Source organism: Flagellimonas lutimaris (assembly GCF_003581615.1).
GTDB classification, from domain to species: Bacteria; Bacteroidota; Bacteroidia; order Flavobacteriales; family Flavobacteriaceae; genus Flagellimonas; species Flagellimonas lutimaris.
On the sequence record NZ_QXFH01000074.1, the window covers coordinates 103,182 to 129,978 of the forward strand.

General features: G+C 40.2%; 26 protein-coding genes. 10 read left to right on the forward strand and 16 right to left on the reverse strand.

Annotation, left to right across the window (positions count from 1 at the left end):
• Nucleotides 1–37: 37 nt before the first annotated feature.
• From D2V08_RS12510 to D2V08_RS12520, 3 genes are read right to left on the reverse strand one after another with little or no spacing between them, the layout of a single operon-like run.
• The gene (locus D2V08_RS12510) at nucleotides 38–2,242 is read right to left on the reverse strand and encodes a RelA/SpoT family protein (RefSeq protein ID WP_119608500.1); all 2,205 of its coding nucleotides are present in this window, start codon (nucleotides 2,240–2,242) and stop codon (nucleotides 38–40) included.
• A 44-nt stretch (nucleotides 2,243–2,286) separates the two neighbouring features.
• On the reverse strand, nucleotides 2,287–3,519 hold the full coding sequence (locus D2V08_RS12515; RefSeq protein WP_119608501.1) for a M48 family metallopeptidase: 1,233 nt from the start codon (nucleotides 3,517–3,519) through the stop codon (nucleotides 2,287–2,289).
• Between the two features lie 3 nt (nucleotides 3,520–3,522).
• Nucleotides 3,523–4,344 (reverse strand): TrmH family RNA methyltransferase, encoded by an 822-nt coding sequence (locus D2V08_RS12520; RefSeq protein WP_119608555.1) that lies wholly within the window; start codon nucleotides 4,342–4,344, stop codon nucleotides 3,523–3,525.
• Nucleotides 4,345–4,393: 49 nt separating this feature from the next.
• Between D2V08_RS12520 and D2V08_RS12525 the strand changes: the two genes are divergently transcribed.
• Entirely contained in the window at nucleotides 4,394–5,197 is an 804-nt protein-coding gene (locus D2V08_RS12525) for a DUF6503 family protein (RefSeq protein ID WP_119608502.1), read from the forward strand.
• A gap of 52 nt (nucleotides 5,198–5,249) precedes the next feature.
• Here D2V08_RS12525 and D2V08_RS12530 read toward each other — a convergent pair whose 3' ends face one another.
• From D2V08_RS12530 to D2V08_RS12555, 6 genes are all read right to left on the reverse strand, one after another.
• Nucleotides 5,250–6,548, reverse strand: coding sequence for an amidohydrolase family protein (locus tag D2V08_RS12530; protein ID WP_119608503.1), 1,299 nt, complete (start codon nucleotides 6,546–6,548; stop codon nucleotides 5,250–5,252).
• A 10-nt stretch (nucleotides 6,549–6,558) separates the two neighbouring features.
• Nucleotides 6,559–9,504, reverse strand: a complete 2,946-nt coding sequence (locus tag D2V08_RS12535; RefSeq protein ID WP_119608504.1) for an amidohydrolase family protein — start codon at nucleotides 9,502–9,504, stop codon at nucleotides 6,559–6,561.
• A gap of 59 nt (nucleotides 9,505–9,563) precedes the next feature.
• Nucleotides 9,564–10,637 (reverse strand): DUF3810 domain-containing protein, encoded by a 1,074-nt coding sequence (locus D2V08_RS12540; protein ID WP_119608505.1) that lies wholly within the window; start codon nucleotides 10,635–10,637, stop codon nucleotides 9,564–9,566.
• Between the two features lie 84 nt (nucleotides 10,638–10,721).
• Nucleotides 10,722–11,825: a peptidylprolyl isomerase gene (locus tag D2V08_RS12545; protein ID WP_119608506.1), complete on the reverse strand. Its 1,104-nt coding sequence runs from the start codon at nucleotides 11,823–11,825 to the stop codon at nucleotides 10,722–10,724.
• Nucleotides 11,826–11,836: 11 nt separating this feature from the next.
• A complete protein-coding gene (gene gldI / locus D2V08_RS12550; protein WP_119608507.1) occupies nucleotides 11,837–12,385 on the reverse strand; it encodes a gliding motility-associated peptidyl-prolyl isomerase GldI in 549 nt (182 codons plus the stop codon).
• Nucleotides 12,382–13,398: a DHH family phosphoesterase gene (locus tag D2V08_RS12555; RefSeq protein WP_119608508.1), complete on the reverse strand. Its 1,017-nt coding sequence runs from the start codon at nucleotides 13,396–13,398 to the stop codon at nucleotides 12,382–12,384. The genes gldI and D2V08_RS12555 overlap by 4 nt, the downstream gene beginning before the upstream one ends.
• A 74-nt stretch (nucleotides 13,399–13,472) precedes the next feature.
• Here D2V08_RS12555 and D2V08_RS12560 point away from each other — a divergent pair, with 74 nt between their 5' ends.
• Both D2V08_RS12560 and D2V08_RS12565 read left to right on the forward strand, forming a co-directional pair.
• The gene (locus D2V08_RS12560; RefSeq protein WP_119608509.1) at nucleotides 13,473–14,507 is read left to right on the forward strand and encodes an alkaline phosphatase D family protein; all 1,035 of its coding nucleotides are present in this window, start codon (nucleotides 13,473–13,475) and stop codon (nucleotides 14,505–14,507) included.
• Nucleotides 14,508–14,556: 49 nt separating this feature from the next.
• On the forward strand, nucleotides 14,557–14,976 hold the full coding sequence (locus D2V08_RS12565; RefSeq protein ID WP_119608510.1) for a nucleoside-diphosphate kinase: 420 nt from the start codon (nucleotides 14,557–14,559) through the stop codon (nucleotides 14,974–14,976).
• Between the two features lie 254 nt (nucleotides 14,977–15,230).
• Here the strand turns inward: D2V08_RS12565 and D2V08_RS12570 are convergent, their stop codons facing one another.
• The 3 genes from D2V08_RS12570 to recF are packed head-to-tail and all read right to left on the reverse strand — an operon-like array spanning nucleotide 15,231 to nucleotide 17,033.
• On the reverse strand, nucleotides 15,231–15,527 hold the full coding sequence (locus D2V08_RS12570; protein ID WP_119608511.1) for a DciA family protein: 297 nt from the start codon (nucleotides 15,525–15,527) through the stop codon (nucleotides 15,231–15,233).
• Nucleotides 15,527–15,949 (reverse strand): hypothetical protein, encoded by a 423-nt coding sequence (locus D2V08_RS12575; protein ID WP_119608512.1) that lies wholly within the window; start codon nucleotides 15,947–15,949, stop codon nucleotides 15,527–15,529. Before D2V08_RS12575 ends, D2V08_RS12570 begins: the two co-directional genes overlap by 1 nt.
• A 4-nt stretch (nucleotides 15,950–15,953) precedes the next feature.
• Complete coding sequence (recF, locus tag D2V08_RS12580) at nucleotides 15,954–17,033, reverse strand: DNA replication/repair protein RecF (protein ID WP_119608513.1); 1,080 nt, start codon at nucleotides 17,031–17,033, stop codon at nucleotides 15,954–15,956.
• A 127-nt stretch (nucleotides 17,034–17,160) separates the two neighbouring features.
• On the opposite strand from recF, the gene D2V08_RS12585 reads away from it, so the two are divergent.
• From D2V08_RS12585 to D2V08_RS12615, 7 genes are all read left to right on the forward strand, one after another.
• Nucleotides 17,161–17,922, forward strand: coding sequence for a tetratricopeptide repeat protein (locus D2V08_RS12585; protein ID WP_100815886.1), 762 nt, complete (start codon nucleotides 17,161–17,163; stop codon nucleotides 17,920–17,922).
• A gap of 3 nt (nucleotides 17,923–17,925) precedes the next feature.
• Nucleotides 17,926–18,408: a 6,7-dimethyl-8-ribityllumazine synthase gene (gene ribH / locus D2V08_RS12590; RefSeq protein WP_119608514.1), complete on the forward strand. Its 483-nt coding sequence runs from the start codon at nucleotides 17,926–17,928 to the stop codon at nucleotides 18,406–18,408.
• A 176-nt stretch (nucleotides 18,409–18,584) separates the two neighbouring features.
• The gene (locus D2V08_RS12595; protein ID WP_119608515.1) at nucleotides 18,585–18,869 is read left to right on the forward strand and encodes a riboflavin synthase subunit beta; all 285 of its coding nucleotides are present in this window, start codon (nucleotides 18,585–18,587) and stop codon (nucleotides 18,867–18,869) included.
• Nucleotides 18,869–20,716, forward strand: coding sequence for a DNA mismatch repair endonuclease MutL (gene mutL / locus D2V08_RS12600; protein ID WP_119608516.1), 1,848 nt, complete (start codon nucleotides 18,869–18,871; stop codon nucleotides 20,714–20,716). The genes D2V08_RS12595 and mutL overlap by 1 nt, the downstream gene beginning before the upstream one ends.
• The gene (locus tag D2V08_RS12605; RefSeq protein WP_119608517.1) at nucleotides 20,717–21,451 is read left to right on the forward strand and encodes a rhomboid family intramembrane serine protease; all 735 of its coding nucleotides are present in this window, start codon (nucleotides 20,717–20,719) and stop codon (nucleotides 21,449–21,451) included.
• 3 nt (nucleotides 21,452–21,454) lie between these two features.
• Nucleotides 21,455–22,318, forward strand: coding sequence for a rhomboid family intramembrane serine protease (locus D2V08_RS12610; protein ID WP_119608518.1), 864 nt, complete (start codon nucleotides 21,455–21,457; stop codon nucleotides 22,316–22,318).
• Nucleotides 22,319–22,321: 3 nt separating this feature from the next.
• On the forward strand, nucleotides 22,322–23,368 hold the full coding sequence (locus D2V08_RS12615; protein WP_119608519.1) for an endonuclease/exonuclease/phosphatase family protein: 1,047 nt from the start codon (nucleotides 22,322–22,324) through the stop codon (nucleotides 23,366–23,368).
• Here the strand turns inward: D2V08_RS12615 and D2V08_RS17505 are convergent.
• Genes D2V08_RS17505 through dapB form a run of 4 tightly spaced genes read right to left on the reverse strand, consistent with a single transcriptional unit; the run spans nucleotide 23,357 to nucleotide 26,796 of the window.
• Nucleotides 23,357–23,665, reverse strand: a complete 309-nt coding sequence (locus D2V08_RS17505; RefSeq protein WP_119608520.1) for a DUF6122 family protein — start codon at nucleotides 23,663–23,665, stop codon at nucleotides 23,357–23,359. The two genes, D2V08_RS12615 and D2V08_RS17505, sit on opposite strands and share 12 nt — an antisense overlap.
• On the reverse strand, nucleotides 23,658–24,290 hold the full coding sequence (locus D2V08_RS12625; RefSeq protein ID WP_119608521.1) for a WbqC family protein: 633 nt from the start codon (nucleotides 24,288–24,290) through the stop codon (nucleotides 23,658–23,660). Before D2V08_RS12625 ends, D2V08_RS17505 begins: the two co-directional genes overlap by 8 nt.
• Nucleotides 24,291–24,301: 11 nt before the next feature.
• Entirely contained in the window at nucleotides 24,302–26,044 is a 1,743-nt protein-coding gene (lepB, locus tag D2V08_RS12630; RefSeq protein WP_119608522.1) for a signal peptidase I, read from the reverse strand.
• A gap of 50 nt (nucleotides 26,045–26,094) precedes the next feature.
• A complete protein-coding gene (dapB, locus tag D2V08_RS12635; RefSeq protein ID WP_119608523.1) occupies nucleotides 26,095–26,796 on the reverse strand; it encodes a 4-hydroxy-tetrahydrodipicolinate reductase in 702 nt (233 codons plus the stop codon).
• Nucleotide 26,797 lies beyond the last annotated feature (1 nt).

Here is a 26,797-nt window from a genome sequence, read left to right on the forward strand (position 1 = left end):
TTTCTGCATAGCTAATGCACAAAGGTACAGTTAAAAATTAAATTCTTGTCACTTTATCTATCCCTTCGACCTGCTTTAAACTGTTCATTAATTTTTTAAGGATATTGTTGTTTTTTACAACCAAAGTGATTTTCCCCTTGAAGGTACCTCCATCTGCACTAAAGTTTAGATTCCGCATATTAACGTGCATATTTTCGGAGATAATTTTGGTGATGTCCTTTACCAATCCCATGTTATCGATTCCAGTGATTTGAATATCCACAGAAAACTCCTCCTGTGACGAATCTATCCATTTAGCACTGATGATTCTGTAGGCGTAGTTTGATTGTAGTGAAATAGCATTGGGGCAGTTCTTTTTGTGTACTTTGATGCCATCGTTTACGCTAACAAAACCAAAAACTTCATCACCAGGTATGGGATTGCAGCATTGAGATAATTTATAATTGAGTCTTTCTTCTTCCTTGCCAAAAACAAGTAGATCGTATTTGGTGGTAATTTCATTTTTGTCGACATCTTTAGGAGCAGGGGTCTTGCGGATCCGGTTCTTAAAGAAATTGATAAAGGCATTATGATATGAAGAGGCGAAATCTTTGAGTTTATCATTGTCAATAACTCCGATACCCACTCGATAGAAAAGATCCAAACTGGTCTTCAACTTGAAGAAAGTCACCAGCTTGTTTACGGTATCCTCGTTTAGATTGATTTTTTGCGCTTTCAGTTTTCGGCGCAATACTTCCTTACCTTCTGCAGCGACCTCTTTTTTCTCTTCACCGAGCGATGATTTAATCTTGGAACGTGCCCGTGCCGTTTGCGCGTAATCCAACCAGCTTTGGGTGGGTTTGGCGCTTTCGGAAGTTATAATTTCAACCTGGTCACCACTGCGGAGTACGGTTCCCAAGGGTACGAGTTTTCCGTTTACTTTGGCGCCACGGGTCTTCATGCCCACTTCGGTATGAATATTAAAGGCGAAATCCAAGGCGGTTGCGCCTTTGGGCATCGATTTTAAATCCCCTTTAGGGGTAAAGACAAATATTTCCTTGGAATATAGGTTTAGTTTGAATTCCTCGACAAAATCAACGGCATTTCCATTGGCGCCTTCCAAGGCTTCTTGTAGCTTGTTAAGCCATTCTTCTATACCCTGTTCTTTTTGGGTTCCATGCTTGTATTTAAAGTGTGCGGCATAGCCTTTTTCGGCAATTTCGTGCATGCGTTCACTTCGTATCTGAACTTCAACCCATTTGCCCTTTGGTCCCATTACTGTAATGTGGAGTGCTTCATAACCTGTAGATTTAGGCGATGTAATCCAATCACGCAATCGAATAGGGTTGGGGGTGAAGTGATCGGTAACGATGGAATATATTTTCCAAGCGAGGAATTTCTCGTTCTTACGGTCCGATTTGTATATAATCCGAATAGCAAATTTATCATAGACCTCATCGAAGGTGACATTCTGGGTCTTCATCTTTTTACGGATGGAGAAAATGGATTTCATCCTCCCTTTGATATAGTAATTCAAACCTTCTTTATCCAAAGAAGTTCTAATGACATTGGCAAAATCCTCGATATAGGCCGAACTCTCTTCTTCGGTATCCTCTATTTTAGCCTGAATATCATGATAGACTTCAGGTTCTGTGTATTTTAAAGAAAGGTCTTCGAGGTGGGTCTTAATATTGTATAGCCCAATTCTATGCGCTAGAGGCGCATATATATATAAGGTTTCCGATGCTATCTTTACCTGCTTGTGCTCTGGCATGGAATCCATGGTGAGCATATTATGGTACCGGTCCGCTATCTTAATAATGATTACCCGAACATCATCGTGTAGGGTCAGCAGCATTTTTCTAAAGTTCTCTGCTTGCTGACTAATGTCCTTATCCTTTTTTAAGTGGGCAATTTTAGTTAGGCCATCCACAATCCGAGCGACCGTCTCCCCGAACATTCGCTCAATATCATCTAGGGTGTAGGGGGTATCCTCAACCACATCGTGAAGTAGGGCAGAGGCAATGGAAACAGCATCAAGACCTATTTCCGAAGCTACAATCTTGGCTACGGCGATTGGGTGAAAAATATAAGCTTCCCCAGATTTACGTCGCTGGTCTTTGTGGGCGTCCACGGCCACATCAAAGGCAGAACGAATCAACTTCTTGTCATCATCCGTCAGGGTTTGGTAGCTTATGCGAAGTAATTCCTTGTACTGCTTCGCAATCTCCTTGTTCTCTTTTTCAATAGCAGCCTCTGTCATAGTATATTAAATTTACTACAATCTTATAATCTAACCAACAAAATCTATGCCTTTAGGTTCCGGATACGTTCCACCAGTGGTGGGTGGGAGTAGTGAACAAAAACATAAGCGGGATGCGGCGTTAAGTTGCTCAAGCTTTTTTTGGACAACTTTTTTAAGGATGATACCAATGGTGATGCGGCAAATGTGGTCTTAGCAAAATCATCGGCCTGAAACTCGAATTTTCTCGATAAATAGTTCATGATCAAACCAGTTATTTCCGAGATTGGACTGTATAACAAAGCAAATCCGACCAATGCGGCATGGAAACTTGGTGTGGACACGCCAATGGCCAATGAAATCTCAGGATGGTTGATGAATAATGAAAGTATGAACAATGTCAGGCCTGTAGTCGAGAGGGAAACAATAAGGTTGACAATAATGTGTTTGCGTTTGTAATGACCTACTTCGTGTGCCAATACAGCTACAATTTCATCTTCGCTCAAATCATTGATCAACGTATCGAACAAAGTGATTCTTTTCTCTTTTCCAAAGCCCGAAAAATAAGCATTTGCCTTTGTGGACCGCTTGGAACCATCAATTACAAATATGTTTTGAAGCTCAAACCCCACTTTTTGGGCATAATTTTCAATGGCACTTTTTAAACTTCCCTCTTGCAGCGGTGTTTGCTTATTGAAAAGCGGAACAATCAAACGGCTGTAAAACAAATTGATGAATAAAATGACCACACCGACCATGATCCATGCATAAATCCAAAAATTGGGACCTGTGGATTGGTAGAACAGCATAAACAGTGTCAAAATACCTCCTCCCAAAATGATGGTGAGGATACCACCTTTCAGTTTGTCCGATAAAAAAATGGACTTCGTAGTCTTGTTGAATCCGTATTTCTCCTCAATCACAAAGGTTCGATAATAGGAGAATGGTAATCCCAAAATGGAACTTCCCAACATAATGATTCCAAAGAAAATCAAAGCCATTGGAATAGGTTTGTCGGTAATAGAGCGAGTGAGTTGGTCAACCCATTCAAAACCTCCGAAAGACAAAAAACATATTGTCAGTACCAGAGAGAATCCATCGGAAATAACCCCAAATTTATAATTGGTTTGTTTGTATTGTTGTGATTTTTGATACTCGTTTTCGTCAAAAACATCAGCGAGTTCTGGCGGGAGCGTAGATTTGAAACGCTTGGCATTCAGGTACTCCAAATACTGGTGAACCAGATATTGGACCACAAGGATTCCCAAGATAACATAAAAAAGTGAATTTTTTTCCATAGCTTAAAATCCGCGCTGGCGCTTCGCTTCAAATATAAGTATTGCAGCGGATACCGAAACATTCATGGAGTCTATTTCTCCTTGCATCGGTATAATTATGTTTTGGTCGGAATTTTGAAGCCAAGTATCGGTCAATCCAGTAGCCTCCGTACCCATCACTAGGGCCGAAGCGGCTTTAAAATCACAATCTACATAATTTTTGGAAGCAGTCAGGGCAGCACAGTAAATTTTGATTTGGTTGGTTTGTAAAAAGTCAATGATTTCGTCCGTGGTTCCTACGCCTATCTGGTTGGTAAAAAGACAACCTACGCTGGAACGGATAATGTTTGGACTATATAGGTCAGATTTGGGATTTGCTATTAAAACAGCGTCAACGGCAGCGGCATCCGCAGTTCGCAAAAGCGCACCGATATTTCCAGGTTTTTCGGGAGCTTCGGCAACCAACACCAAAGGTGTTTTGTTCTTAAAATTGATGTTTTTTAATGCATGGTCCTTGGACTGTATTAGTCCGAGAACACCTTCTGTGGTACCACGATGTGCAATTTTGCTATAAACGCTTTCAGAAACTTGGATGATTTCAGGACTTGAAGCCTTAGTGAACGATGCAATGGAAATAGATCCCATGATTTCTGGACAAAAAAGCAAGGTTTGCAAAGTATATCCTCCTTTTTGGGCCAATTCAATTTCCCGTTGTCCCTCTACAACAAAAAGCCCGGTCTTTCTTCTTTCACGGGATTTTTCTTTGAGGAGCAGGATTTTTTTTGCCAAAGGATTTTGGGTACTACTGATCAATTTAGTTTCCATACGCATGGTAAAAATAGCCATTCCTGTAATTAAAAAAAGGGCTTTTCGACCAACTGGTAAAATACATACCATGAACAAATTAACCATCCTATTACTTTTTTTGGTCATTTCTGCCTGTAAACAAAATTCAAAACCTGTAAAGACTGAAGAACCTGTCCAGGAAGAAATGTCCGAATCCAAACCTCAATATCCAGATGCCATGGTCAAGGTTTTTGACGCCCATGGAGGATTAAATCAATGGAAAAAACAACGAACATTGTCTTACGTGCTGCCTAAACCTAAGCTACCTGAAACCCATACTATAGACTTATGGTCTAGAAAAGATAGAATTGATACGGAACAATTTTCAATGGGTTTTGACGGCAAAGAAGCCTGGCTTTTGGATACCGACAAAACCTATAAAGGCGATGTTGGTTTTTATCATAATTTGATGTTTTACTTCTATGCCATGCCTTTTGTATTGGCTGACGATGGAATTATGTATTCTGAAGCCGAAGCCATAGCATACGGTGGGAAAAGCTATCCAGGGATACAAATAGCCTATGAGTCGGGAGTTGGTGCCTCATCTAAAGATGAGTACTATATGTATTTCGACCCAGAGACCCATCAAATGGCGTGGTTGGGCTATACCGTCACGTATCGTTCCGGGGAAAGCTCGGACAATGTTAGATGGATAAATTATAATGATTGGCAAGAAATTAATGGGGTAGTACTTCCAAAATCCATTACTTGGCACAATTATGAGGGAAGAAAGATAATGGAACCTGTAAGCACAGTCAATTTTGAAGAAGTTGGGTTAAGCGAAAATTCCAAACCAGAAGCATTTTATGCAAAACCAGAGAATGGGGAGTATGTTCCTATTAAAATGAATTAATCACACAAAACAAAAACGGCGCTCCAATGAGCGCCGTTTTTTATTTTGGAATCTATTGTCCTTCTTTTTCTCTTTCGTACTTGCCCATGTATCGTTTCCAAAGTTCGGTTTGATGGGTTTCCAACGAAATGTCCCGACCATCAATATAGGCTTTGGTAAGTTTATTGGTACGCATATCTAATGCATCCCCTTCAGAAATAAAGAGCGTAGCACTTTTGCCTTCTTCTAAAGTTCCGTACATGTCATCAATACCTAGAATTTTAGCTGTATTACCGGTAAGTAACTGTAAGGCGGTTTCCTTGTCAAGTCCTTGAGCTACCGTTTGTCCTGCATAAAAAGCAAGGTTCCTAGCTTGGAAATTGGCAGCATCCTCGTTTTGAAGACCCACCAAAAGGCCTGCATCCAATAATAATTTTGGCAATTTATACGTGATGTCATAATCATCATCCTCAAAACTTGGCAGGGAATGTGTGCGTTCAACTAATACAGCAACATTGTGTTGTTTTAGGAAATCTGCAATTTTGTTTGCTCTATATCCTCCAACGATTACCACATTTTTAACACCCATTTCTTTGGCCATGGTCACGCCATCGGTCATTTCCTTTTCGCCATCGGCATGGATGTACAAACGCTGAGATCCATCAAAAAGGCCTTGCATGGCAGCAAATGGAAGGTTTTTCTCCTTATCACCTGCTTTTCCGTAGGCTTTGGAATTTTGAAAGAACATTTTAATGTCATCCATTTCTTTTCCATAATCTTTGTTGGGGATATATCCTCTTTCTTCTCCCATCCACCAACGGCCTCTTCTAAAGAGGTTGGGCCAGTTCATGTGGATACCATCATCGGTTTTTAAGGCAGCGTCTTCCCAGTTCCAAGCATCAAACTGAACAATACTGGACGTTCCTGAGATGGTGCCTCCCACAGGAGTAACTTGTCCAATAAGAACCCCATTCGGGCGCATACTTTCCACAACTTTTGATTCTGCGTTGTAGGCAATCAAACTGCGAACATGAGGAATCATTTCACCGATTTCATCTTGGTCATCACTTGCTCTTACAGCATCAACTTCGACCAAACCAAGTGATTTGGATGGTGCGATAAAGCCTGGGTATACATGTTGGCCTTCGGCATTGATCATGGTTCCCATGGTTGGAGCCGCAATATCGGCACCAATGGCCGTAATCTTACCATCATTAAAAACAATGGTACAGTTCTCTATCACCTCTCCATTACCAATATGGGCCGTGGCACCGATTATGGCAACTTGTTCGGATTGAGGTGGGGCAGGAGTTTGCTGTGCATTCAATGAAACCCCAAAAACAATTGCTATGATTAAAAATATTTTTTTCATGATTTATTTTTTAAAGGGTGTCACAATTAAACTCTTGTTTCTTGCTCTGAACGGGAGTACGTGTTTTCTCTCCTTTTTTCTTTTCGTTCAACATCATTCCAATCAGTTGGTTTCTTTCCTTTTTGATGGATTCTCTGAGCTTTTTGTCCTTTTCCAAGTCAAAATAGACTTTTCCTTCAATCAAAGTTTTTTCTGCTTTAGCGTAAACGGATAATGGATGGTCACTCCATAGCACCACATCAGCATCTTTACCTTCCTCGATACTTCCTACGCGGTCGTCCAAGTGAAGCAATTTGGCAGGATTCAAGGTTACCGTTTTCCAAGCTTCAATTTCTGACATACCGCCATATTTCACTGTTTTACCAGCTTCTTGGTTCAATCTTCTGGACATTTCAGCATCATCACTATTGATGGCCACGGTTACACCTTGACTTGTCATAATAGCTGCGTTGTAAGGTATGGCATCGTTTACCTCGTATTTGTACGCCCACCAGTCGCTAAATGTACCTCCGCCAACGCCGTGCTCGGCCATTTTATCGGCTACTTTGTAACCTTCCAAAATATGGGTAAAGGTGTTCACGCGGAAATCAAATTTCTCGGCAACTTTCATCATCATATTGATTTCGCTCTGTACATAAGAGTGGCAAGAAATAAAGCGTTCTCCATTCAAGATTTCGGCCAATGTTTCCATTTCCTCATCATAACGGTAAGGCTCACCGCTTTTTTTCTTGGTGTCATATTCCTTGGCGCGCTGGAAGTAATCGGTATATACTTGTTCCACACCCATTCTTGTTTGTGGGAAACGGGAATAGCTGCCCCAGTTGGACTGCTTTACGTTTTCCCCCAAAGCAAACTTGATGAATTTAGGGGAGTTATCAAATATCATGTCCTCGGCACTTTCTCCCCATTTTAATCTTAAAATGGCAGATTGTCCACCAATTGGGTTGGCAGAACCGTGAAGCAATTGAGCTGTTGTTACACCACCAGCTAAATCTCTATATATGGCAACATCTTTGGGGTCGACAACATCTTCCATGCGTACTTCGGCAGAAGAATTGTGTCCTCCTTCGTTTATGGCCAATGCGGCAATATGGGTGTGCTCATCGATTATTCCTGCAGTAAGGTGCTTACCTGTGGCGTCCACCACGGTAGCTTCACCAGCACGAAGGTCTTTACCAACTTTAGAGATTTTACCGTTTTTGATAAGTACATCGGTATTTTCTAAAATGCTTTGGCCCGTCCAAACGGTTGCATTTTTAAATAGGATGTTTTCTTGCTCTGGTTTTTTCTTGAAACCATAACCAACATTGGGATAGGTCAAGGCCATTAACTGAGGTTTTTCAGTGGCTTCTTTATCTTTTGATTTTTCCTCAAAAGATGAAGTCTTGGTCATTGTGGCCGAAGTTTCGTCACCATTTGGAAGAACCACATTTCCTTTGATAGTTTCAACACCTGGCAAAACATGGGCAACCATTCGGTAAGAACCAACATTGTCTTCACTAAAAGAAATATTCAACCAATCTGCTGAATAATCAATTTTGGAATCTACCTTTTCGTCACCTTTTTTGATTTCTGCTTTTGGTTTATCGGCATCTCCTGTCAGTGAAACTGTGTAAGTACTTCCGTTAACGGCTAGATTGTAATCGCCGCGAATATCGATGACATCCATACTCTCGATTACGTTCTTGGTTCCTTGAACCCAGTTTTCGTAAAGCGTGGTTCCTTTGTCAAAAATATCTCCGGACGTAATCAAGAAGTTGGCTTGGCTTCCAGCTTGCAATGAACCAATTTCGTTGGATTTGCCTAAAATTTCAGCAGGAACAGTAGTCAAAGCTTCCAATGCTATAGTTTTCGAAAGTCCATAAGTAATGGCCTTCATGATTTTTCCTTTCAATTCTTTTGGGGACTTAAGTCCGTGCAAAGTGATGGAGAAATCCACACCGTTATCGGCCAAAACCTTTGGATTGGACGGGGCCAAGTTCCAATGTCTCATATCTTTCAAAGCAATGTATTTTGCTTCATAAGGGTTAGAAACGTCGAATGCATCTGGAAAATCCAGCGGTAGAATCAACTTGGCATTGGAGGCCTTAATATCATCAATACGCTCGTACTCATCCCCTCCAGCTAAAATAGTGTACTGAATTCCGAACAAGTCTCCGATTTTATCGGCACGTAAAACGTTGCCATTGTCGCCAGCTGCATAAATCTGGGTTAATCCTTTGTTGGCAATAAGAGCTTCCAAAGAACGGTCTTTGGTATCCACATTGCCTTTGCTGTACCAATCCATGTCATAATACACCTGACGCATCAAAGCCATGGCTCCCATCAATGAGCCAGGGTAGGATTGCCTGGATGCAACACTTTTTTTAAACGAAAAGTATTGTGCAGATTTATCCGATAGAATTCGCTGTGCTTCAGATGCTTCGTCGTTCAAGGCAACCAAAACTCCAGTTCCTCTCGCGATACCGTCCTCAATATGTGCGTTGATAGTTCCAAAACCAGCATTTCTAAGCTCCTTGGCTTCTTTGGCATCATACGTAAAACTGTTGATGGCGTCTTTCTCTGGCATTATGTGATCGTTCCAGTAAAAACCTTCTCTCGATGGGCCATATTGTGCGGACCTTCCGCCGCCGCTGGCTTTCTTGGGAAGTTCTACGCCAAATCCTGAGAAAACATCTATAAAAGATGGGTAGATGGATTTTCCATCCAGATTTTCTACCACTGCATTTTTGGGTATGCTTACGGATTTCCCCACTTGTACGACTTTGCCATTTTGGATGAGCAAAGTACCATTGTTGATGACTTGTGTGGGGGTTACATAAATCTTGGCATTGGTAAATGCCATGTAATTGTTGTTCTTCTTTGCCTTTACACCGTCATTTTTTGGAAAATAATCCTGTGCAAACAAAGAAACACTGCCCATAAAGAGAAACAGCGCTAAAAGTTTAAGTTTCATAAGGTTTGAATTGAATTAGTCGGTTTAAAGATAACCTTTGTAAAAGGACTCCGCAAGTTTCAATTCTGGGGAAATTGCTGTTTCCTGTAGTTGATGATAAGCCCTACCACTGCATTATAACTTTTTATGCCTTCCTTTTGGTTGTTCACCTTTAAAAAAGTGTTGAACACGGATTTGAAGATGGGTTCCAAGGGGTTCTCATATTTTTCCCAAAAATCCCGCAATTCATTAAAATTTTCCTTCACTCCGGGATTGATAGTACTCACGATTTCATTGTATGCTTCCTCATCTTTATAAAAAAGGTCGGTAAGGCAATACCCAAGGGCATGATTGTAAGCCGAATATTTAAAATAGGGGTCTTCACTTTGTGAAGTGACCAAAAAGCCTATAAAATTGGTAGCTCCCTCGGCGGAATATCCTAATTGATGCCCAACTTCGTGTCCGCTTACGGTGGGCAGCCTAAATTTTGGAGTAATACCATTTACTTGAGCCTCGTTGGTAAATGGGTTGAGGTAGCCACCATACCCCATAAAAGTTAGAGGTACGCTGTATATGGACGATTTAAGGCTCCGATGTTGGTATTTAAAATCGGGGAATTGCTTTGCAAAGTTTGCGTAGGCCTTCTCCGTTTTTGTAAAGATTTCTTTTTTGGAATAGGGGATGTGCACGGGTGAAACAGTATCTCTAGTTAATTCAAACTGATATTGGTTGGTCCTATCAACAATATATTGTGTCAATTCCATCAGTTCTTCAACGGTATAATCACGTTCAATGCCCAGTTTCCAGTTAATGGGTTGGCGGTAGTAGTTCATGCCCCAAAGCAGATGAAAGGCAAAATAAACGATGGATAGTACGACGATGATATCCTTTAAAAATAACAGTGGTTTCCGTTTGATGCTTTTCCAATGTTTGTAAATGTACCTAATGGCTAAAATTACCAGCACAGTGTACACCAAATCCCCAAAGGAAAAAGGAATCCAACCTAAAAGGATTCTTGAAAATTGAGAAATGTATGAGTAAATACCATTGCTATAGTAATCTTCCACAAAGTTTGGGTAGCTACTTAGCCACTTTACCAATAGAATTTGTATTGGCAGCGCAATGGCAATGATTGTCTTGGTTTTTTGTCCCATCAAAAATGAAAGCAATGCATTTCGGTCAACTAAAAAAGCCGTACGGAAAAGTACGGCTTTTTTGTGTTATGACTTTATATTTTGTTACTGTATTCCAACGATTTCCACATCAAAAACCAAAGTGGAACCACCAGGGATAGGGCCGTAGTCGTTATCTCCGTAACCCAAGTGCGGAGGGATGAACAAACGTACTTTGTCACCAACTTTCATCGTCAACAAACCTTCACGGAAACCTGCTGCCAACTGGGCATCTGGACTATAATCCATTGGGAACGGCCGGTATCCGCCCTGATCTCTTCTGCCTGGGTTCAATTGGTTGAATTTGGTGGCGACTTCCTCGATATTGCTATCAAATAAATCACCGTTGAACAACCATCCGGCATAGTTTACCAATACCTTTTGACCAATCTTTGGCTGCTCTCCATCACCTTCTTTCAATTTTAAAATACGCAGACCGCTATTGGTTTCCTCCGCTTCGTTGATTTGTTCGGTAAATTGGGCAGTTAAATCTTCTTTCATTTTGATGAATGCCTCTTCGGCTGCTTTAGCTTCTTCAAAATAATCGCTCATGATCTGAACGGCATCAAACTGACGTGCTTCCTTGCCATTGCGAACAATTTCCACATGATCCATGGCAATTTCAGAAATTGGTCTATCACCAGCACCAGTTTTAACATTGGCAATCGTGTCCACTACATCCATTCCTGCGACTACTTCACCAAAAACGGTGTGTTTGTCATCTAACCATGGAGTGGCCTTATGGGTAATGAAAAATTGGCTGCTGTTGGTCTTGGGCCCTCTGTTGGCCATGGAAAGGATTCCTTTTTTTGAGTGTCTCAACGAATCGTTGAACTCATCTTTGAAAGTATATCCGATATTTCCACTTCCAGAACCCGTTGGATCCCCACCCTGAATCATAAAATCCTTAATGACCCTGTGGAATACAATCCCATCGTAGAATTTTTTGTCCTTGTACTCATCGTTCACAAATGGGTTTTTGCCTTCGGCCAAGGATACAAAGTTGGCCACGGTAACCGGGGTCTTTTTGTATTCTAATTGGATGATAATATCTCCCTTCGTGGTCTGGATATCGGCAAAAATACCATCTCCCAAATCAGCATATTTGCTCGACTTGCATCCTATAATCACTAGGAGAAATAATGGTATGATGTAAAATAATTTCTTCATTGCTTATGAATTTAGTTTAAACTGTCGTTATCTATTATGATTGTATGTAATTCTACTGATGATTTAAGTGGTGTTTTGGGACCAATGGCCTTATTGTCTCCTTGATAGCCGTAGGCTAGGGGGGATGGGAACAAAAATGTAACTTTCTCGTTTATTTTTAAGAGTTTCACTGCATTTTGAAGCCCGGGGAACAATTGTTGTTTGTCAATTACATGCGATTGAGGCCCAATTTCTTGCGCAGTGTAAATGGTATCGTTGTTAAGGTTCATTAAATTATAGGAAAACAAAATTTGGTCTCCTGTTTTTGGTTGATAGATGGCTGTATCATTTTTGGTTTCATAGTAGTACCAGAATCCATCTGGACTTGAGAGGTATTCGTGAACCGTATCCTTGGAAATGATTTCCTGAATGGCTTCTTCTTCTGCAGCCAATAATTTTTTGGTGCGCTCTATGGATTCCTTGTAAAAACTACCCGATTTAACCTCCACGGGTTTTCTCGGCTCTGGACCTCCGCAACTCACAACGATTGCAATCAAAAGTACAGCTAGAAAAAATCTCATGGGTTCAGTTTACTTTTATAGGTTTTCAAAATCTCATTGAATTTGGATATGGTCTCGTCCATACTTACTTCGCTTCTTCCCCCAGCGGCATTGGTATGTCCACCTCCACTAAAATGTTCCCTTGCAAATTCGTTCACTGAAAAGTCTCCAACGGAACGAAGCGAAATCTTAATAATTCCCTCTTCACGATTTTCAATAAAAATGAGCGCGAAAATAATACCTTCCAAAGTTAGCCCATAATTCACAAAGCCTTCGGTATCACCTTTTTTAAAATCGTATTGGTCCAACTCATCTTGGCTTAGGGTAATGTATGCTGTTTTATACTCAGGCAGAATCACCATATTACTCAGGGCAACACCTAGCAAATGCAGGCGAGATGGCGAATTGGTATCGAAAACATTTTGATGAATTTCCATATTGTTCGCACCCTTATCAATAAGTTCGGCCACCACGCGATGTGTTTTACTCGATGTTGAACGGTACTTGAAAGACCCTGTATCCGTCAAAATACCTGTGTATAGATTCGTGGCGATATCGGCATCAATAAGACTCGTTTCCTCTAAAAAGTCGATGAAGTTGTACACCATTTCACAGGTGGAGCTCATGGTTACATCAGAATAAGTCACCTTAGCATAATCACCGGGTTGTTGGTGATGGTCTATCATGATAAAATCAGCTGTTGCTTCTTGCAAGGCAGATTCCATTTGTCCAACACGGGAGAGGTCGTTAAAGTCCAAGGTGAAAATTAACGTAGCTTCATTTATGGTTGCTTTTGCTTTAGGGTTTTCCCTTTCAAAATTGATAACGGTATTATTCCATGGCATCCATTTCAGGAATTTAGGATAGTCGTTGGGTGCAACAACCTTAACTGTGTGCCCTTTCGCTTTTAAAAAACCATAGAGCGCCAAACAGGAACCCATAGCATCACCGTCGGGGTTTCTGTGGGGTATAATTGCTATCTTCTGAGGTTGGGAAAGTATCGACTTTACTGTCTTGATATCCGCTGAATTCATGCGGCCAAATATACAATAATATAATATAGAGGTAACTCGGTTTATCCGTATTTTTGACGCAATAATCATACAAGATGAAGCAATTTTACCTATTTCTAGCAACCTTGATTCTGTTTTCCGCCTGTAAAAAGAAGATAGAAAAAACCCAGGAGGTCCCTGTGAAGCCTACTCCCGATTTTGTAGTGGCCTTTGGGTCGTGCAATATGTCGCAAGAACCCAACCCTTTTTGGGATGATATTTTGGCAGAAAGTCCAGATGTCTGGATATGGGGCGGTGATATTGTCTATGCTGATACAGACGATGTTGAAAAATTAAGGGCCATTTATGCCATGCAGGATACGGTTGCCGAATATGCCAAATTGAGGGCCGAAGTACCCATTATCGGAACATGGGACGATCATGATTTTGGTTTAAATGACGGTGGCTCCGACTTTTCCATTAAAGAAGAAAGCCAACAAGTGTTTTTGGATTTTATGGGCATTCCCGAGGATAGCGAAAGAAGAAACCGCGAGGGGGTGTATGCCTCCCACGAATATGAGGTTCCTGCAGGAAAAGTAAAGGTCATTGTTTTAGATACCCGCTACTTTAGAAGTGAACTTGTTAAAGATGAGGGGTCCAAAAAAAGATATAAACCTACAACGGATTCCACCGCCACTGTCCTTGGTGAAGCACAATGGCAATGGTTGGAGAACGAACTCAACCAATCTGATGCTGATTTCAATTTGATTATGTCCAGCATTCAGGTGCTTTCTGGGGAGCATGGTTTTGAAACTTGGGGCAATTTTCCTTTGGAAGTAGATAAATTGGAAAACCTAATAGCCCAATCAGGAGCCAAAGGTGTGATTATTTTATCGGGAGACAGACATATTTCTGAATTCTCTAAGACCAATATTGATGGTCTTTCTTATCCTTTGGTGGATTTTACCAGCAGCGGACTTACCCATTCCTATTTTAGTTTTAGTGGTGAACCCAACCAGCACAGAATTGGGGAGGTGGTTTCTGAGAAAAGTTATGGGGTAATCACCTTCGATTTTGAAAAAAAAGAGGCCGATATGAAGATGAAGGGAGATAATGGTGTGGTGCTACAAGAGTTAAAACAAACCTATTGAGCCTTGTAGCTTGGTTGAAAAAGCTTAAGTTTGCGCAAAATTTAAAAAAATGACTGGAAATAGAACATTTACCATGATTAAGCCTGATGCTGTTGAAAATGGATACATCGGAGCAATTTTGGATAAAATTACGGCTGCTGGTTTTAAGATTGTGGCCATGAAGTACACGCAATTGAGCAAGAGAGATGCCGAAATATTCTATGCCATCCACAATGAGCGTCCATTTTTTGGCGAATTGGTGGAGTTTATGACAAGAGGACCTATTGTGGCAGCTATCCTGGAAAAAGACAATGCTGTGGATGATTTCCGTGCTTTGATCGGTGCTACCAACCCAGAAGAAGCAGCTGAGGGAACCATCAGAAAATTGTACGCTGCCAGTATCGGTGAAAATGCCGTACATGGTTCCGATAGTGATGAAAATGCTGCGATAGAAGGTGCTTTCCACTTTTCAGGAAGGGAAATGTACTAAGTTAGATACAAAAAATTATAAAAAAAGCCACCCGATCGGGTGGCTTTTTTTATTCCGAGCTTGACAATGAATGAGCTACTAAAACAATCTCGATAACTGTCGGGACAGCCTCCGTTAGATTTCTCGTCGCTTTGCTCCGTCGAAATGACGCTTTGTGAAGATTTTGCCATTTTGAGTGAAGCGAAAAATCTCTTTTTGGTTTTCGACCATTCCATTGACTGTGCTCAGGATGACAGCTCTAATTGACATACCGATTACCTTAAAACCAATTTCTTCACCAGTTCTTTACCCAATTCTTCATTGATCATCTTGATGATTTTGGTCTTGCCCAAACTCAATTCTTCACGAAGTACAGAAGAGGAGAGTGAGATAAATAGTGTTTCATTTCTTAGTTCAACGGCTGTAGTGTAGTTGTTTACTCCATTGCCCATTAGTTTTACCCAAGCTTCTCTGGCATCCACCCTGTCCATACCTTTCTGGAGCTTGTTCTCTTGGATAAACTCGTTCAAAGCTTCGCTTAATGGTATATGGGAACTATGTCTCTTTGCCATTATTGTGGAATTTTGATGGGTTCAAAACGTTTGTATTTGTAGGTGACGCCCTCTTCGTTGGTCACTGAAAAAGTTAACGAGTCCAATTGCGCCAGTTTTTCCTCCCATTCACTTAATTCGGTTGAATAGCGTAGAATAATGGTTTCGTTTACGTTGGATACGGTAAAGCCTTCGACATCTTTTGAAGTGTCGTAAGTACCATCATATTTGGGTTTCATTTTTTTTCGATACCCTTTGTCATCTTTCAAGTGAATAAAGTCGATGCTTGGGTTCATACCATACTCCTTGATGGACCCATCAGGAAATTCAACTTCCGATATTTCCCAATATCCATTCAAATAATGCAAATCATCTTGGTTTACAGATGAATCATTGCATGCCCAAAGCATCAAAATCAATAAAAAAGAAAGGATTCGTCTCATGATGCTACAAGTTAAATATTTTATAGCTCTGATGAATATTTTTCACCACATCTTCTGTTCTATCCGCATGGGTGTCACTGATAAAAATTTGTCCAAAATTATCATCCTTCACCAATCCGACGATATGGGAGACCCTGTTTTCGTCCAGTTTATCAAAAATATCATCCAACAATAGAATAGGGGTGGTGTCCGCTAATTTTTTAATAAAATGAAATTGTGCCAGTTTCAGGGCTATCAAAAAGGATTTTTGTTGCCCCTGGCTCCCAAATTTTTTAATGGGGTGTCCCGCAATGGTAAAGCTAAGATCATCCTTGTGCACGCCCACGGAAGTGTATTGTAACGCCCTGTCTTTTTCAATATTTTTTTCCAAGAGATTCAAAAGGCTGTCATCGCTCAATTGACTTTCGTAGGAAAGGTTGATTTGCTCATCTTTCTCAGAGATATTTTGGTACTGCTCCTTAAAAATGGGCAGAAAGGATTCAATAAATTCAATCCTTTTTTGATGAATCGCCGTTCCCAAAGTGTTCATCTGCTCGTTGTAAATGCTAATAGTGTCACGGTCAAAGGTACGGTTGGCGGCAAAATATTTGAGTAAGGAATTCCGCTGCGATACTACCTTGTTGTACTTGATGAGGTTTTGCAGATACACCTTGTCCGATTGGGATATTACCCCATCCATGAACTTTCTTCTCGTCTCGCTTCCTTCCAAAATAAGGTCACGGTCTGAAGGTGAAATAATCACCAAGGGCAAAAAACCGATGTGCTCGGAAAACTTTTCGTAGGGTTTTCCATTACGTTTTATAACTTTTTTGGTTCCTTTTTTAAAGGAGCAAAGTATTTTTTCCGTTCTGTTGAGCTTCTCAAATTCACCCTCGACTACAAAAAAATCAGTACCGTGCATTATATTTTGGGTAGATACAGGATTGAAGTAGCTTTTACCGAAGCACAAATGGTAAATAGCGTCCAAAACATTGGTCTTTCCGACTCCGTTGTCGCCTACCAAACAGTTGATCACAGGGTCGAATTCCAGCGTCTTGGAATCAAAATTCTTGTAATTGACTAAAGATAAATGTCTTAAAAACATAAAATGCTAGAGAAACAATTTGGAATTAAAAGGTAGCCCCTCCAAAAAGGGATTCCAAAAATAACGAATAAATTACCTTTTGGTTTTGGATAAAAACTTTATTTTTGCGCGACCAATTAAATGACGGATGGCAACATACAAGAAGAGAGGCTTTAAGCCAAAAAATAAGGAGGAGGAAGCTCAGATGCAAGAACACGACAGCACAACAGCTGAAGTTTTCAATACTTTGGACGAAAGTGCTTCCAAGACCGAAGAGTGGGTTCAGAAGAACCAAAACTACATTTTGGGCGTTATTGGTGTAATTGCCGTAGGTGTTTTGGCCTACTTGGGTTACCACCAATTCATTCAGAATCCAAAAGAAGCTACTGCTGCAAACGAACTTTTTTACCCACAACAATATTTTGACCAAGCCTTAGCAAGTGAAACAGAGAAGGATTCTTTGTTCACTTTGGCATTGAATGGTGCTCAAGGTAAATATGGTTTCTTGGATATTATTGAGGAATACAGTGGTACCAAAGCAGCTAACTTGGCCCAATATTCAGCAGGAATGACCTATTTGAATTTGAAGCAATATGATCAGGCTGTTGCTCATTTAGAAGATTTTTCTTCTGATGATGACATTATGGGAGCTATGGCCAAAGGAGGAATAGGAGATGCTTTTTCACAATTGAACCAGCAAGAAGATGCTTTGGATTATTACGAAAAAGCCATTGCACATAGTGATAACGAATTCACAGCACCAAGATTTTTGTACAAAGCCGGTGTAGTTGCCTTGGAGTTAGGTGATAAAAGCAAAGCTTTGGGGTACTTTGAAAGAATCAAAGAAGAATATCCCAATTCACAAGAAGCCAATGGTGTTGACGCCTTGATTGGATTGGCGCAAAACTAAAACATGGCCACAGAGAACAAAAACTTATCCGTTTACGATAAAAATACAATCCCAAACGCGAAGAATCTTCGGTTTGGGATTGTTGTTTCTGAATGGAACGGCGAAATTACAGAAGCCCTTTCCAAAGGTGCTGAAGATGCCCTTTTGGACTGTGGAGCGTTACCCGAAAATGTAATTCGATGGAATGTTCCAGGAAGTTTCGAGCTCACTTTCGGTTGCAAAAAAATGATTCAAACGGAAAAAGTGGATGCTATTGTAGCCATTGGTAGCGTTATCCGCGGAGAAACCAGTCATTTTGACTTCGTTTGCAGCGCAACTGCACAAGGCATCAAAGATTTGAATGTTGCTTACGATGTTCCCGTTGTTTTTTGTGTTTTGACGGATGACAACATTGAGCAGTCCAGAGCCAGGAGTGGCGGAAAACACGGCAACAAAGGAACTGAAGCTGCCATAGCTGCCATTCAAATGGCGGTTTTGGGTAAGTAAGTTAACAGGCTCAAGTTCAAAACTTCGAACAATCCAACCATCCAAGAATTTGGCATTCCAGTAATCCCATTATCTAGTTATCCAGCCACCCTACGTTTGTTAACATTTTTTGGGAGGATCGTCCAACCCTTTTTTTCTATTTTGAGTACCTTTGAGGCTACAGCGATAAGGATACCATGCGAAACCCTTTAAAACTTAGGAAAAATAGGAGCTATGATTACACCCCTAGATATTACAAGGGCGAGGGTAATCCTTATAAAATTGAGCACAAACTGGATAAATTTCGAACTACGGCGCACTCCACAAAGGGGCTCAAGAACAAGTTCACCTCTGCAATGGATGATTTACAAACCGAAGGAGATAAAAATTTGAAACTTCGATTTTGGATTATTGTTGCCGTGCTGTTGCTGCTGTTCCTTTTTATCATCGATTTTGATTTATCAATATTCGTAAATCCATAATGGCGGACATCATTAAACTTTTACCGGACCATGTCGCTAACCAAATAGCAGCAGGGGAAGTGGTCCAACGACCCGCTTCCGTAGTAAAGGAGCTAATGGAAAACGCTATTGATGCTGGTTCTACTTCCATTAAGTTGATTATAAAGGATGGCGGAAAAACACTTATCCAAGTGGTTGATGATGGAGTGGGAATGAGCGAAACGGATGCTCGATTGTCCTTTGAGCGACATGCTACCTCCAAAATATCATCCGCACAAGATTTATTCAATTTGGAAACCAAAGGTTTTCGGGGAGAGGCGTTGGCATCTATTGCTGCAATTGCCCATGTGGATATGCAGACCCGAACTGCTGATAACGAAGTAGGAATCCATCTTAAAATTGAAGGCAGCAAGATTGTCTCTCAAGATGTGGTGGCCACTCCAAAAGGAACGTCCATTTCCGTAAAGAATCTATTTTTCAATATTCCTGCCAGGAGAAATTTCTTGAAATCAAACCAAGTGGAACTTCGCCACATTACGGATGAGTTCCATCGAGTGGCTATGGTTCATCCTGATATTGAGTTTCATTTTTACAACAACGGTTCGGAAATATTTAATCTACCCAGTACAAAACATCGTCAGCGCATTGTTCACGTTTTTGGGAGTAAAATGGAGCATCGATTGGTGCCGGTTAACGAAGAGACCGAGGTTGTAAAAGTATCTGGATTTATTTGTAAACCTGAGTTTGCCAAAAAGAGCAGGGGGGAACAGTTCTTTTTTGCCAATAATCGATATATCAAAAGTCCATACTTGCATCATGCGGTGGTAGCTGCTTTTGAAGGTTTGATAAAATCCGACACCTATCCCGGATATTTTCTGTTTTTGGATGTAGATCCATCTTCCATCGATATTAACATTCATCCCACTAAAACCGAAGTGAAGTTTGATGATGAAAACACGCTTTATGCTATTTTGAGATCTACCATAAAGCATAGCTTGGGACAGTTCAATGTAGCTCCCGTATTGGATTTTGACCATGACCCCAACTTGGATACGCCTTATTCCTATAAAGAAAAAGGTGCGGTAATTCCAAAGGTGACCGTAGATGCCACTTTTAATCCTTTTCAAGAAACGTCAGCCAGGAAAAGTACGGGAAGTGGTTTCCATAAACAAAGCACCAAAGGTTGGGAAGATTTGTATGAAGGTCTTGGCAACCAAAATGACAATCACGAATTCAGTAGCGTGGTTATTGAGTCTGAGAGCGAGGAACAAGGCACATTGTATACGGGCCAGGATGCAGAGGAGCATATGGCTGGTACGTTTCAATTACGGAGAAAATATGTGGTGAGCACGGTTAAATCAGGGATGTTGGTCATTCATCAAAATAGGGCACACGAACGAATACTTTTTGAAAAGTTTTTGGGTGAGATTACGGTAAAAGAAGGGGTGAGCCAACAATTGCTGTTTCCTTTGGAACTGACCTTCAATAAACAAGAATTAGGGGTGCTTAAAGAAATTAAAGAAAGTCTGACAAACATTGGATTTGCATTCCAAAGTTTGGAAGAAGAAACTGTAAAAGTGACAGGCGTTCCCATGATGGTTCCCGAAAGTGGAATTGGCACGGTATTGGATCGCTTAATTGCAGATTATATGGAGGGTTACGCAGATGGTTCTATTTCGCAGGCTGAAATGTTGGCCAAGGCACTCAGTAGAAATTTGGCTGTAAGAACAGGGGATGTGTTGGACCAAGAATCGCAATTGACTTTGGTGAACAATCTTTTTGCTTGCAAGGAGCCTACATTAAGTCCATTTCAAAAAATAACATATACCATTATCTCCGAAGGAGATATTGATAAAAAATTCAACTAGATGGGTAGAATGACCGAGGCAGTAAAGCATATTTTGATCATTAACGTGATCATGTTTTTTGCCACACAACTTTACGGGGATCAAATGTTCCAATGGATGTCACTTTGGTTTCCTAAAAACCCCAATTTTGAATGGTGGCAGGTGGTTAGCCATATGTTCATGCACGGTAACCTAATGCATATTCTGTTTAATATGTATGCCCTTTGGGCCTTTGGCACTCCTTTAGAGCGTATTTGGGGCAAGAATAAATTCTTGTTTTTCTATTTTTCAGCAGGTTTGGGTTCAGCTGCTTTGCACACGGGAGTGAATTATTTTCTTTTCAACGAGGGAATGAGTGCTTTAGAAGGTGCGGGTATTGCTCGTACACAGATTTTGGATATTTTGGCAAATGGGCAGTATAGCCCAGGTTGGTACGATATCGTTGGGAAAAGTACCGTGGATAGAATGTTAACTGCGTTTAATACCCGGGCTGTCGGGGCATCGGGAGCTATTTATGGTATTTTAGTGGCCTTCGCATTTATGTATTCAGAAGCCAAACTGATGCTTATCTTTTTGCCCGTACCGATAAAAGCGAAATACTTTGTGCCGATTTTAATTGCTGTTGACCTTATTTTTGGAATAGGGAATGTAAATACTGGGATAGCGCATTTTGCACATATTGGAGGTGCATTGATTGGTTTTGTAATGATGTGGTACTGGAAAAAGAACCAGTTTAACAATAAACGTTGGAATTAGACTATGATGAGTGGGGGACTACAATATCAATTTGCTAGGCTAAGTATTGCTGAAAAGCTTATAGCCATCAATGTTCTGATATTTTTATTGGATGGACTTTCCGGTGCATTGTTGGGGCATTCTTTTTCGCAATGGTTTCTATTGCCCAAAGATTTTTTCGAATTTTTGGCCCAACCTTGGTCCTTGGTCACCTATTCTTTTTTCCATGCAGGGTTTGGCCATATTTTTTGGAATATGATCGTGCTGTATTTTGCAAGCCGAATATTTTTAAACCTTTTTGATGCCCAAAGGTTTATCAACGTCTACTTTTTAGGTTTGATGTTGGGGGGATTGGTGTTTCTTCTGAGTTATAACGTTTTTCCAACTTTGGTCAACTCCAATACAGCTTTGGTGGGTGCATCGGCGGGCGTAAATGCTGTCTTAATTTTTGTTTGTACCTATCTGCCAAATCAAGAAGTTCGTGTTATATTCTTCAACATCAAACTATGGTATATTGGTGTCGCTTTGGTGGTGAAAGATTTGGTGTTAATTAGCATGGGTGATAATATAGGTGGGGGTATGGCCCATTTAGGCGGAGCTTCCTTAGGTTATGTGTATGCTCGGCAGTTGTTTAAAGGACACGACCTTGGTGTAGGCTTCACAAAACTTAGGAGTTATATTGTTCAGCTTTTTAAACCCAAGGAGAAGAAAGCTCCCCTGAAGACTGTTTACAAGAAAAAAGCTACTGCAAAAAGCAAAGAAGCATACGATAAACAGGCCAAACAACGAAAAATAGACACTATTTTGGATAAGATCAGTAAATCAGGTTACGAAAGCTTGTCCAAAGAAGAAAAAGACTTTTTGTTTAAGGCTGGTAAGGAAGACTAAACTGTGAAAAACCTTTCTTTTTTCGATAAAATCATCTTTTTTTTAAACACCTTAGTGGCTTTGGTGTTGGTAATTTCATTACTTGTGCCCTATGTTCCAACAAAATTAATATCCTCGCTTTCAGTAGTTAGTTTAATTGTTCCTTTCACAGTAATTGTTAATTTAATTTTTGCTTTTTATTGGATTTTGAAGAGGAAGGGAAATTTTTTGTTATCAGGTTTGCTTTTGTTTTTTTGGTATATACTTTTAGGTCCGTTCTACCAATTTTCTGCGGGTAAAAGTTTTGAAACGAAGGACGAGTCTTTAACGGTAATGTCATTTAATGCTAGAGGATTCAACGCATTTAGGCAGTTAGATGAGGATAATATTGAAAGTAGAATCTATGATTTTGTGACTCAACAAAATCCAGACATAGTATGTTTTCAAGAAACATACTACGCAATGAAACGAAATAACGCCCTAAATCAATATGGTTATAAGTTTATTGATTTTATATATGGGAAACACCATGGAAAGGTAATCCAATCGGTCTACTCTAAATACCCAATAGTAAAAATAGATTCAATTCCGTTTCCTAATAGCTCCAATAATGCTATTTATGCCGATGTTTTAATAAATCGAGATACAATTCGAATTTATAATTTACACCTTCAGTCGTTCAGAATAGTACCTGGTTTGAATACTATCCAGAATGGAAAGTCCTCAAAGCTTTTTGAAAGATCACGCAACGTAATGCTAAAACAATATGAGCAAGCAAGTTTGATTCGTAAAAATATGGATGAGACCAATTATAAGAAAATTGTAGTTGGTGACTTTAATAACACGCAATACTCTAATGTTTACCAAGTGATTAAGGGTAATTTAAACGATTCTTATTTTGAAAAAGGAAAAGGTTTTGGCCGTACCTACGATCTATTAAAGTTTCCTATGAGAATCGATTATATCTTAGCAGACCCTGATTTTGAAATCCTTTCCCATCAAAATTTTGATGTTCAATTATCCGACCATTACCCGGTAATGGCCACTCTGCGATTACAATCACATCAATAAACAATCTACCATATCCGCAAAAATGTGGATAATCAACGCTAATCCAATAATTCTAGTTGTTTTGAAAAAAGGTAATATGCTATACGCCAAAACAGCCCAGTAACTGTGCAATGCATGAAAGCCAATGCTACAACGGTTTGCATCAAAAAGAGGAGTGGCCCAAAGATGGTCTATATCAATAATTATTCCGGCCAGAAGAATTAGGGCAACTTTTACACTCTGACCCTTAAAAAACCAAAATGCAATTAGGATGGGAACCAAAAAATGGATACCGTAATGGAGTAGGTGCCTAAGCATGTTTTAAATCTAAAGATAGACTTTTTAGATAGGTCACTGCATTGGTTCCCTCATTGAACAAAAGGTCCAACACACTTAAATTGGGTATGAATCCATGGCGTTCTTCAAAGACTTGAGGATATGAATTCATTTTCCATTTTTTTTCTTTTTTTGCATTGACCAAAAAACGGGCATCAAAGTAGGCCTCTGTAGCTACCTCGTATTTTTTAGTTTTTTCTGTTGGAATTTGTACCCCTATACAGTCTGTAATGGTCTTTATTGTCTTTAAGTTGAAATCAAAAAGATTATGGTCAGAACCTTCATAAAGCGGTCTAAGCTCGTCCTCATAAAATTCAAAAAAGGGTGAGGTTCTGTAAGCGGTTTCTAAGGTGCGCCAATGCTCTTTTTTCCAATTATAGCTGTTCTCTGTGCTTACATCAGCATATTTTTGCCGCCCTTCATTTCCCCCAATGTGTTGTATGGGAATATTCAGCATATGCTTACCCTTATCCGTTGAAATATAACAGCGGTTTCTATAGGTCTGTTTTTGAAAGTTATCATGTGCTTCCCAAACCACTTCATTTTGCACAATGGCTGCAAAAGTGGCTATGCTTGGGAAATAGGTTGGATGGAGCAGTATTTTCAAAAAACAATAGATTAAGCTTTTTTCTTCTTTTTCTTGCGGAAGAAATCAAAAATGAACCATGCTGCCAAAAGAGCGATAAAATACCAAAAGTAAGATACAGGCTCTCCGCTACCCCCTACAGTGGTAAATACACGATCCCAACGAACTCTCCAATTGGCGATTCCTTGTCTAAAGTTGTCAAAACTCATCCAAAGGAAAACGGGTTTACCAACAATATGGTCCGCTGGAACGTATCCCCAAGTCCTACTATCTTCAGAATGGTCACGGTTGTCACCCATCATCCAGTAGTAGTCTTGTTTAAAGGTGTAAGAGTCTGCTTCCTTACCATTGATGAGTACTTTATTCCCTGTTACCTTTACATCGTTGTATTCGTAATCACGAATTATTTTTTTGTAAAAAGGAATGGTCTTCGAGTTGATTTCTACTGTTGTACCGGCTTTTGGAATATAAATTGGACCAAAGTTATCGTTGTTCCAAGGGTACAGGTTGGGTTTTTGTGGGAATATGTTCCCACCGTACATGCCTTTGGGGTCAATGGTTTTTACAACGGAATCAATAGCAGGATTGTTCTTAAGCCCTGCAACCATTTCATCCGTTAAATTCGCCATACGGGAACGTGGTTTTTCCTCTGTTAGGGAAAGCCTTAATTGACGAATAACATCGGTTGGAATGCCATTTTCCTGTGTGTAGAGCTCAATTTTGCCATCATCTGTCGGTCTACCCCCAGAAATAAAAGGTGCCAAGGCGTTATACTGGGATTCGTTAATGTTGGTGGCAATATATTTTCGAACGTAGTCCGAAGCATCAACATCTTCCAAATACTTACTGGAAACGCCATTTTGAGCATAAATATCATACACATACATGGGTTTTGCCCTATCCGATAGTTGGAGTTGTTCCCCGTTGATATAAACAAATCCATCAATAACTGCAAGGGAATCCCCTGGTGTGCCAACACAGCGCTTAACGTAGTTGGATTTTTTATCAATTGGTTTTATCACTGCTTTCTGGGCCTTGAAGAATTGATACAAAGTATCTGAAGGCAAGCTAAACACAACAATGTCGTTTTTCTTTACTTTCTCAAACCCGGGCAAGCGCATATAAGGTAATTGCAGCTTGTTTATCCAAGACGTTTTGTGGGTCTCAGGGTTGACATCGGCCAAGTATGATCGTGTTTTCAGCATGGGAAGGGTATCATGGACCATAGGTGCGGCCAAAGTAGTCATAGGTACTCTTGCTCCATAATGAAACTTGCTTACAAACAAAAAGTCACCAACGCGTAAAGTACGTTCCAACGATCCAGTGGGAATCACGTAGGGTTGAATAAAATAAGTATGAACAAAAGTGGCAGCCACAATGGCGAATACAATGGAACTTACCCATTCGCCCAATCCAGTTTTTGGTTTTAGGCTGCGGTCTTCGATGTATTGAACGTCTTCAGCATAATTAATGTAATAAATGTAAAAACCAAGCGTAAGGATGACCAACCAAGTATCTACAAGTGAATTTTTACCAAAACTTCGGATAGTTTCCACCCAAACTACAGGAAACATCAATAAATTGATGATGGGGATAAACAGTAGCAGCACCCACCACCATGGTCTATTGATAATTTTCATCAATACAATACCGTTGTAAACAGGTATGGCGGCTTCCCATGCTTTTCTGCCTGCCTTAACGTAAAGTTTCCATGTTCCCAAGAAATGGATAACTTGGATAATCAGGATAAAAATAATCCATTGTATACCGTCCATATAAAAAAGTTTCTTTGTTAGACTCTAGGTCTAAATTCTTGTTACGTTTTTTAGCTTAGGTTTAACACGTCCTTCATAGAAAAAATGCCAACTTTTTCTTGTATCCATTCCGATGCGATTACTGCTCCCAGAGCAAAACCTTCCCTATTATGTGCTTCGTGTTTTATCTCAATCCTGTCCACAGGACTGTCATATGCAATGCTGTGTGTCCCCGGTACCGTTCCTTCCCTAATGGATTTTATCGGTATTATTTTATCGCCGGATTTGTCCAACTCCCATTTTTTGTAAGGTGAATTCTCAATAATTCCTTCAGCAAGGGTTATGGCAGTTCCACTGGGTGCATCCAACTTTTGAGTATGATGGATTTCTTCCATCGAAACTTTGTATTGTTCCAATTCAGCCATCATTGTGGCAAGATGCTTATTGAGTTCAAAGAAAATATTGACTCCTAAACTAAAATTGGAAGCGTAGATAAAAGCACTCTTGTTATCCTCACAAATTTTGATGGCTTCAGAATAGTTGTCCAACCAACCGGTGGTACCACTGATGACGGGTACCTTGTTTCTAAAACAGTTGGTAATGTTGTCAAAAGCGGCTTCTGGCGTACTAAAATCAATGGCAACATCCATTGAGGTGTAATCTGCCTCTTGCGAAGGATCATCTATCTTGGCTACAATGGTATGGCCTCTATCCTGAGCAATTTGCTCAATCATCTTTCCCATTTTGCCATATCCGAACAGACCAATCTTCATA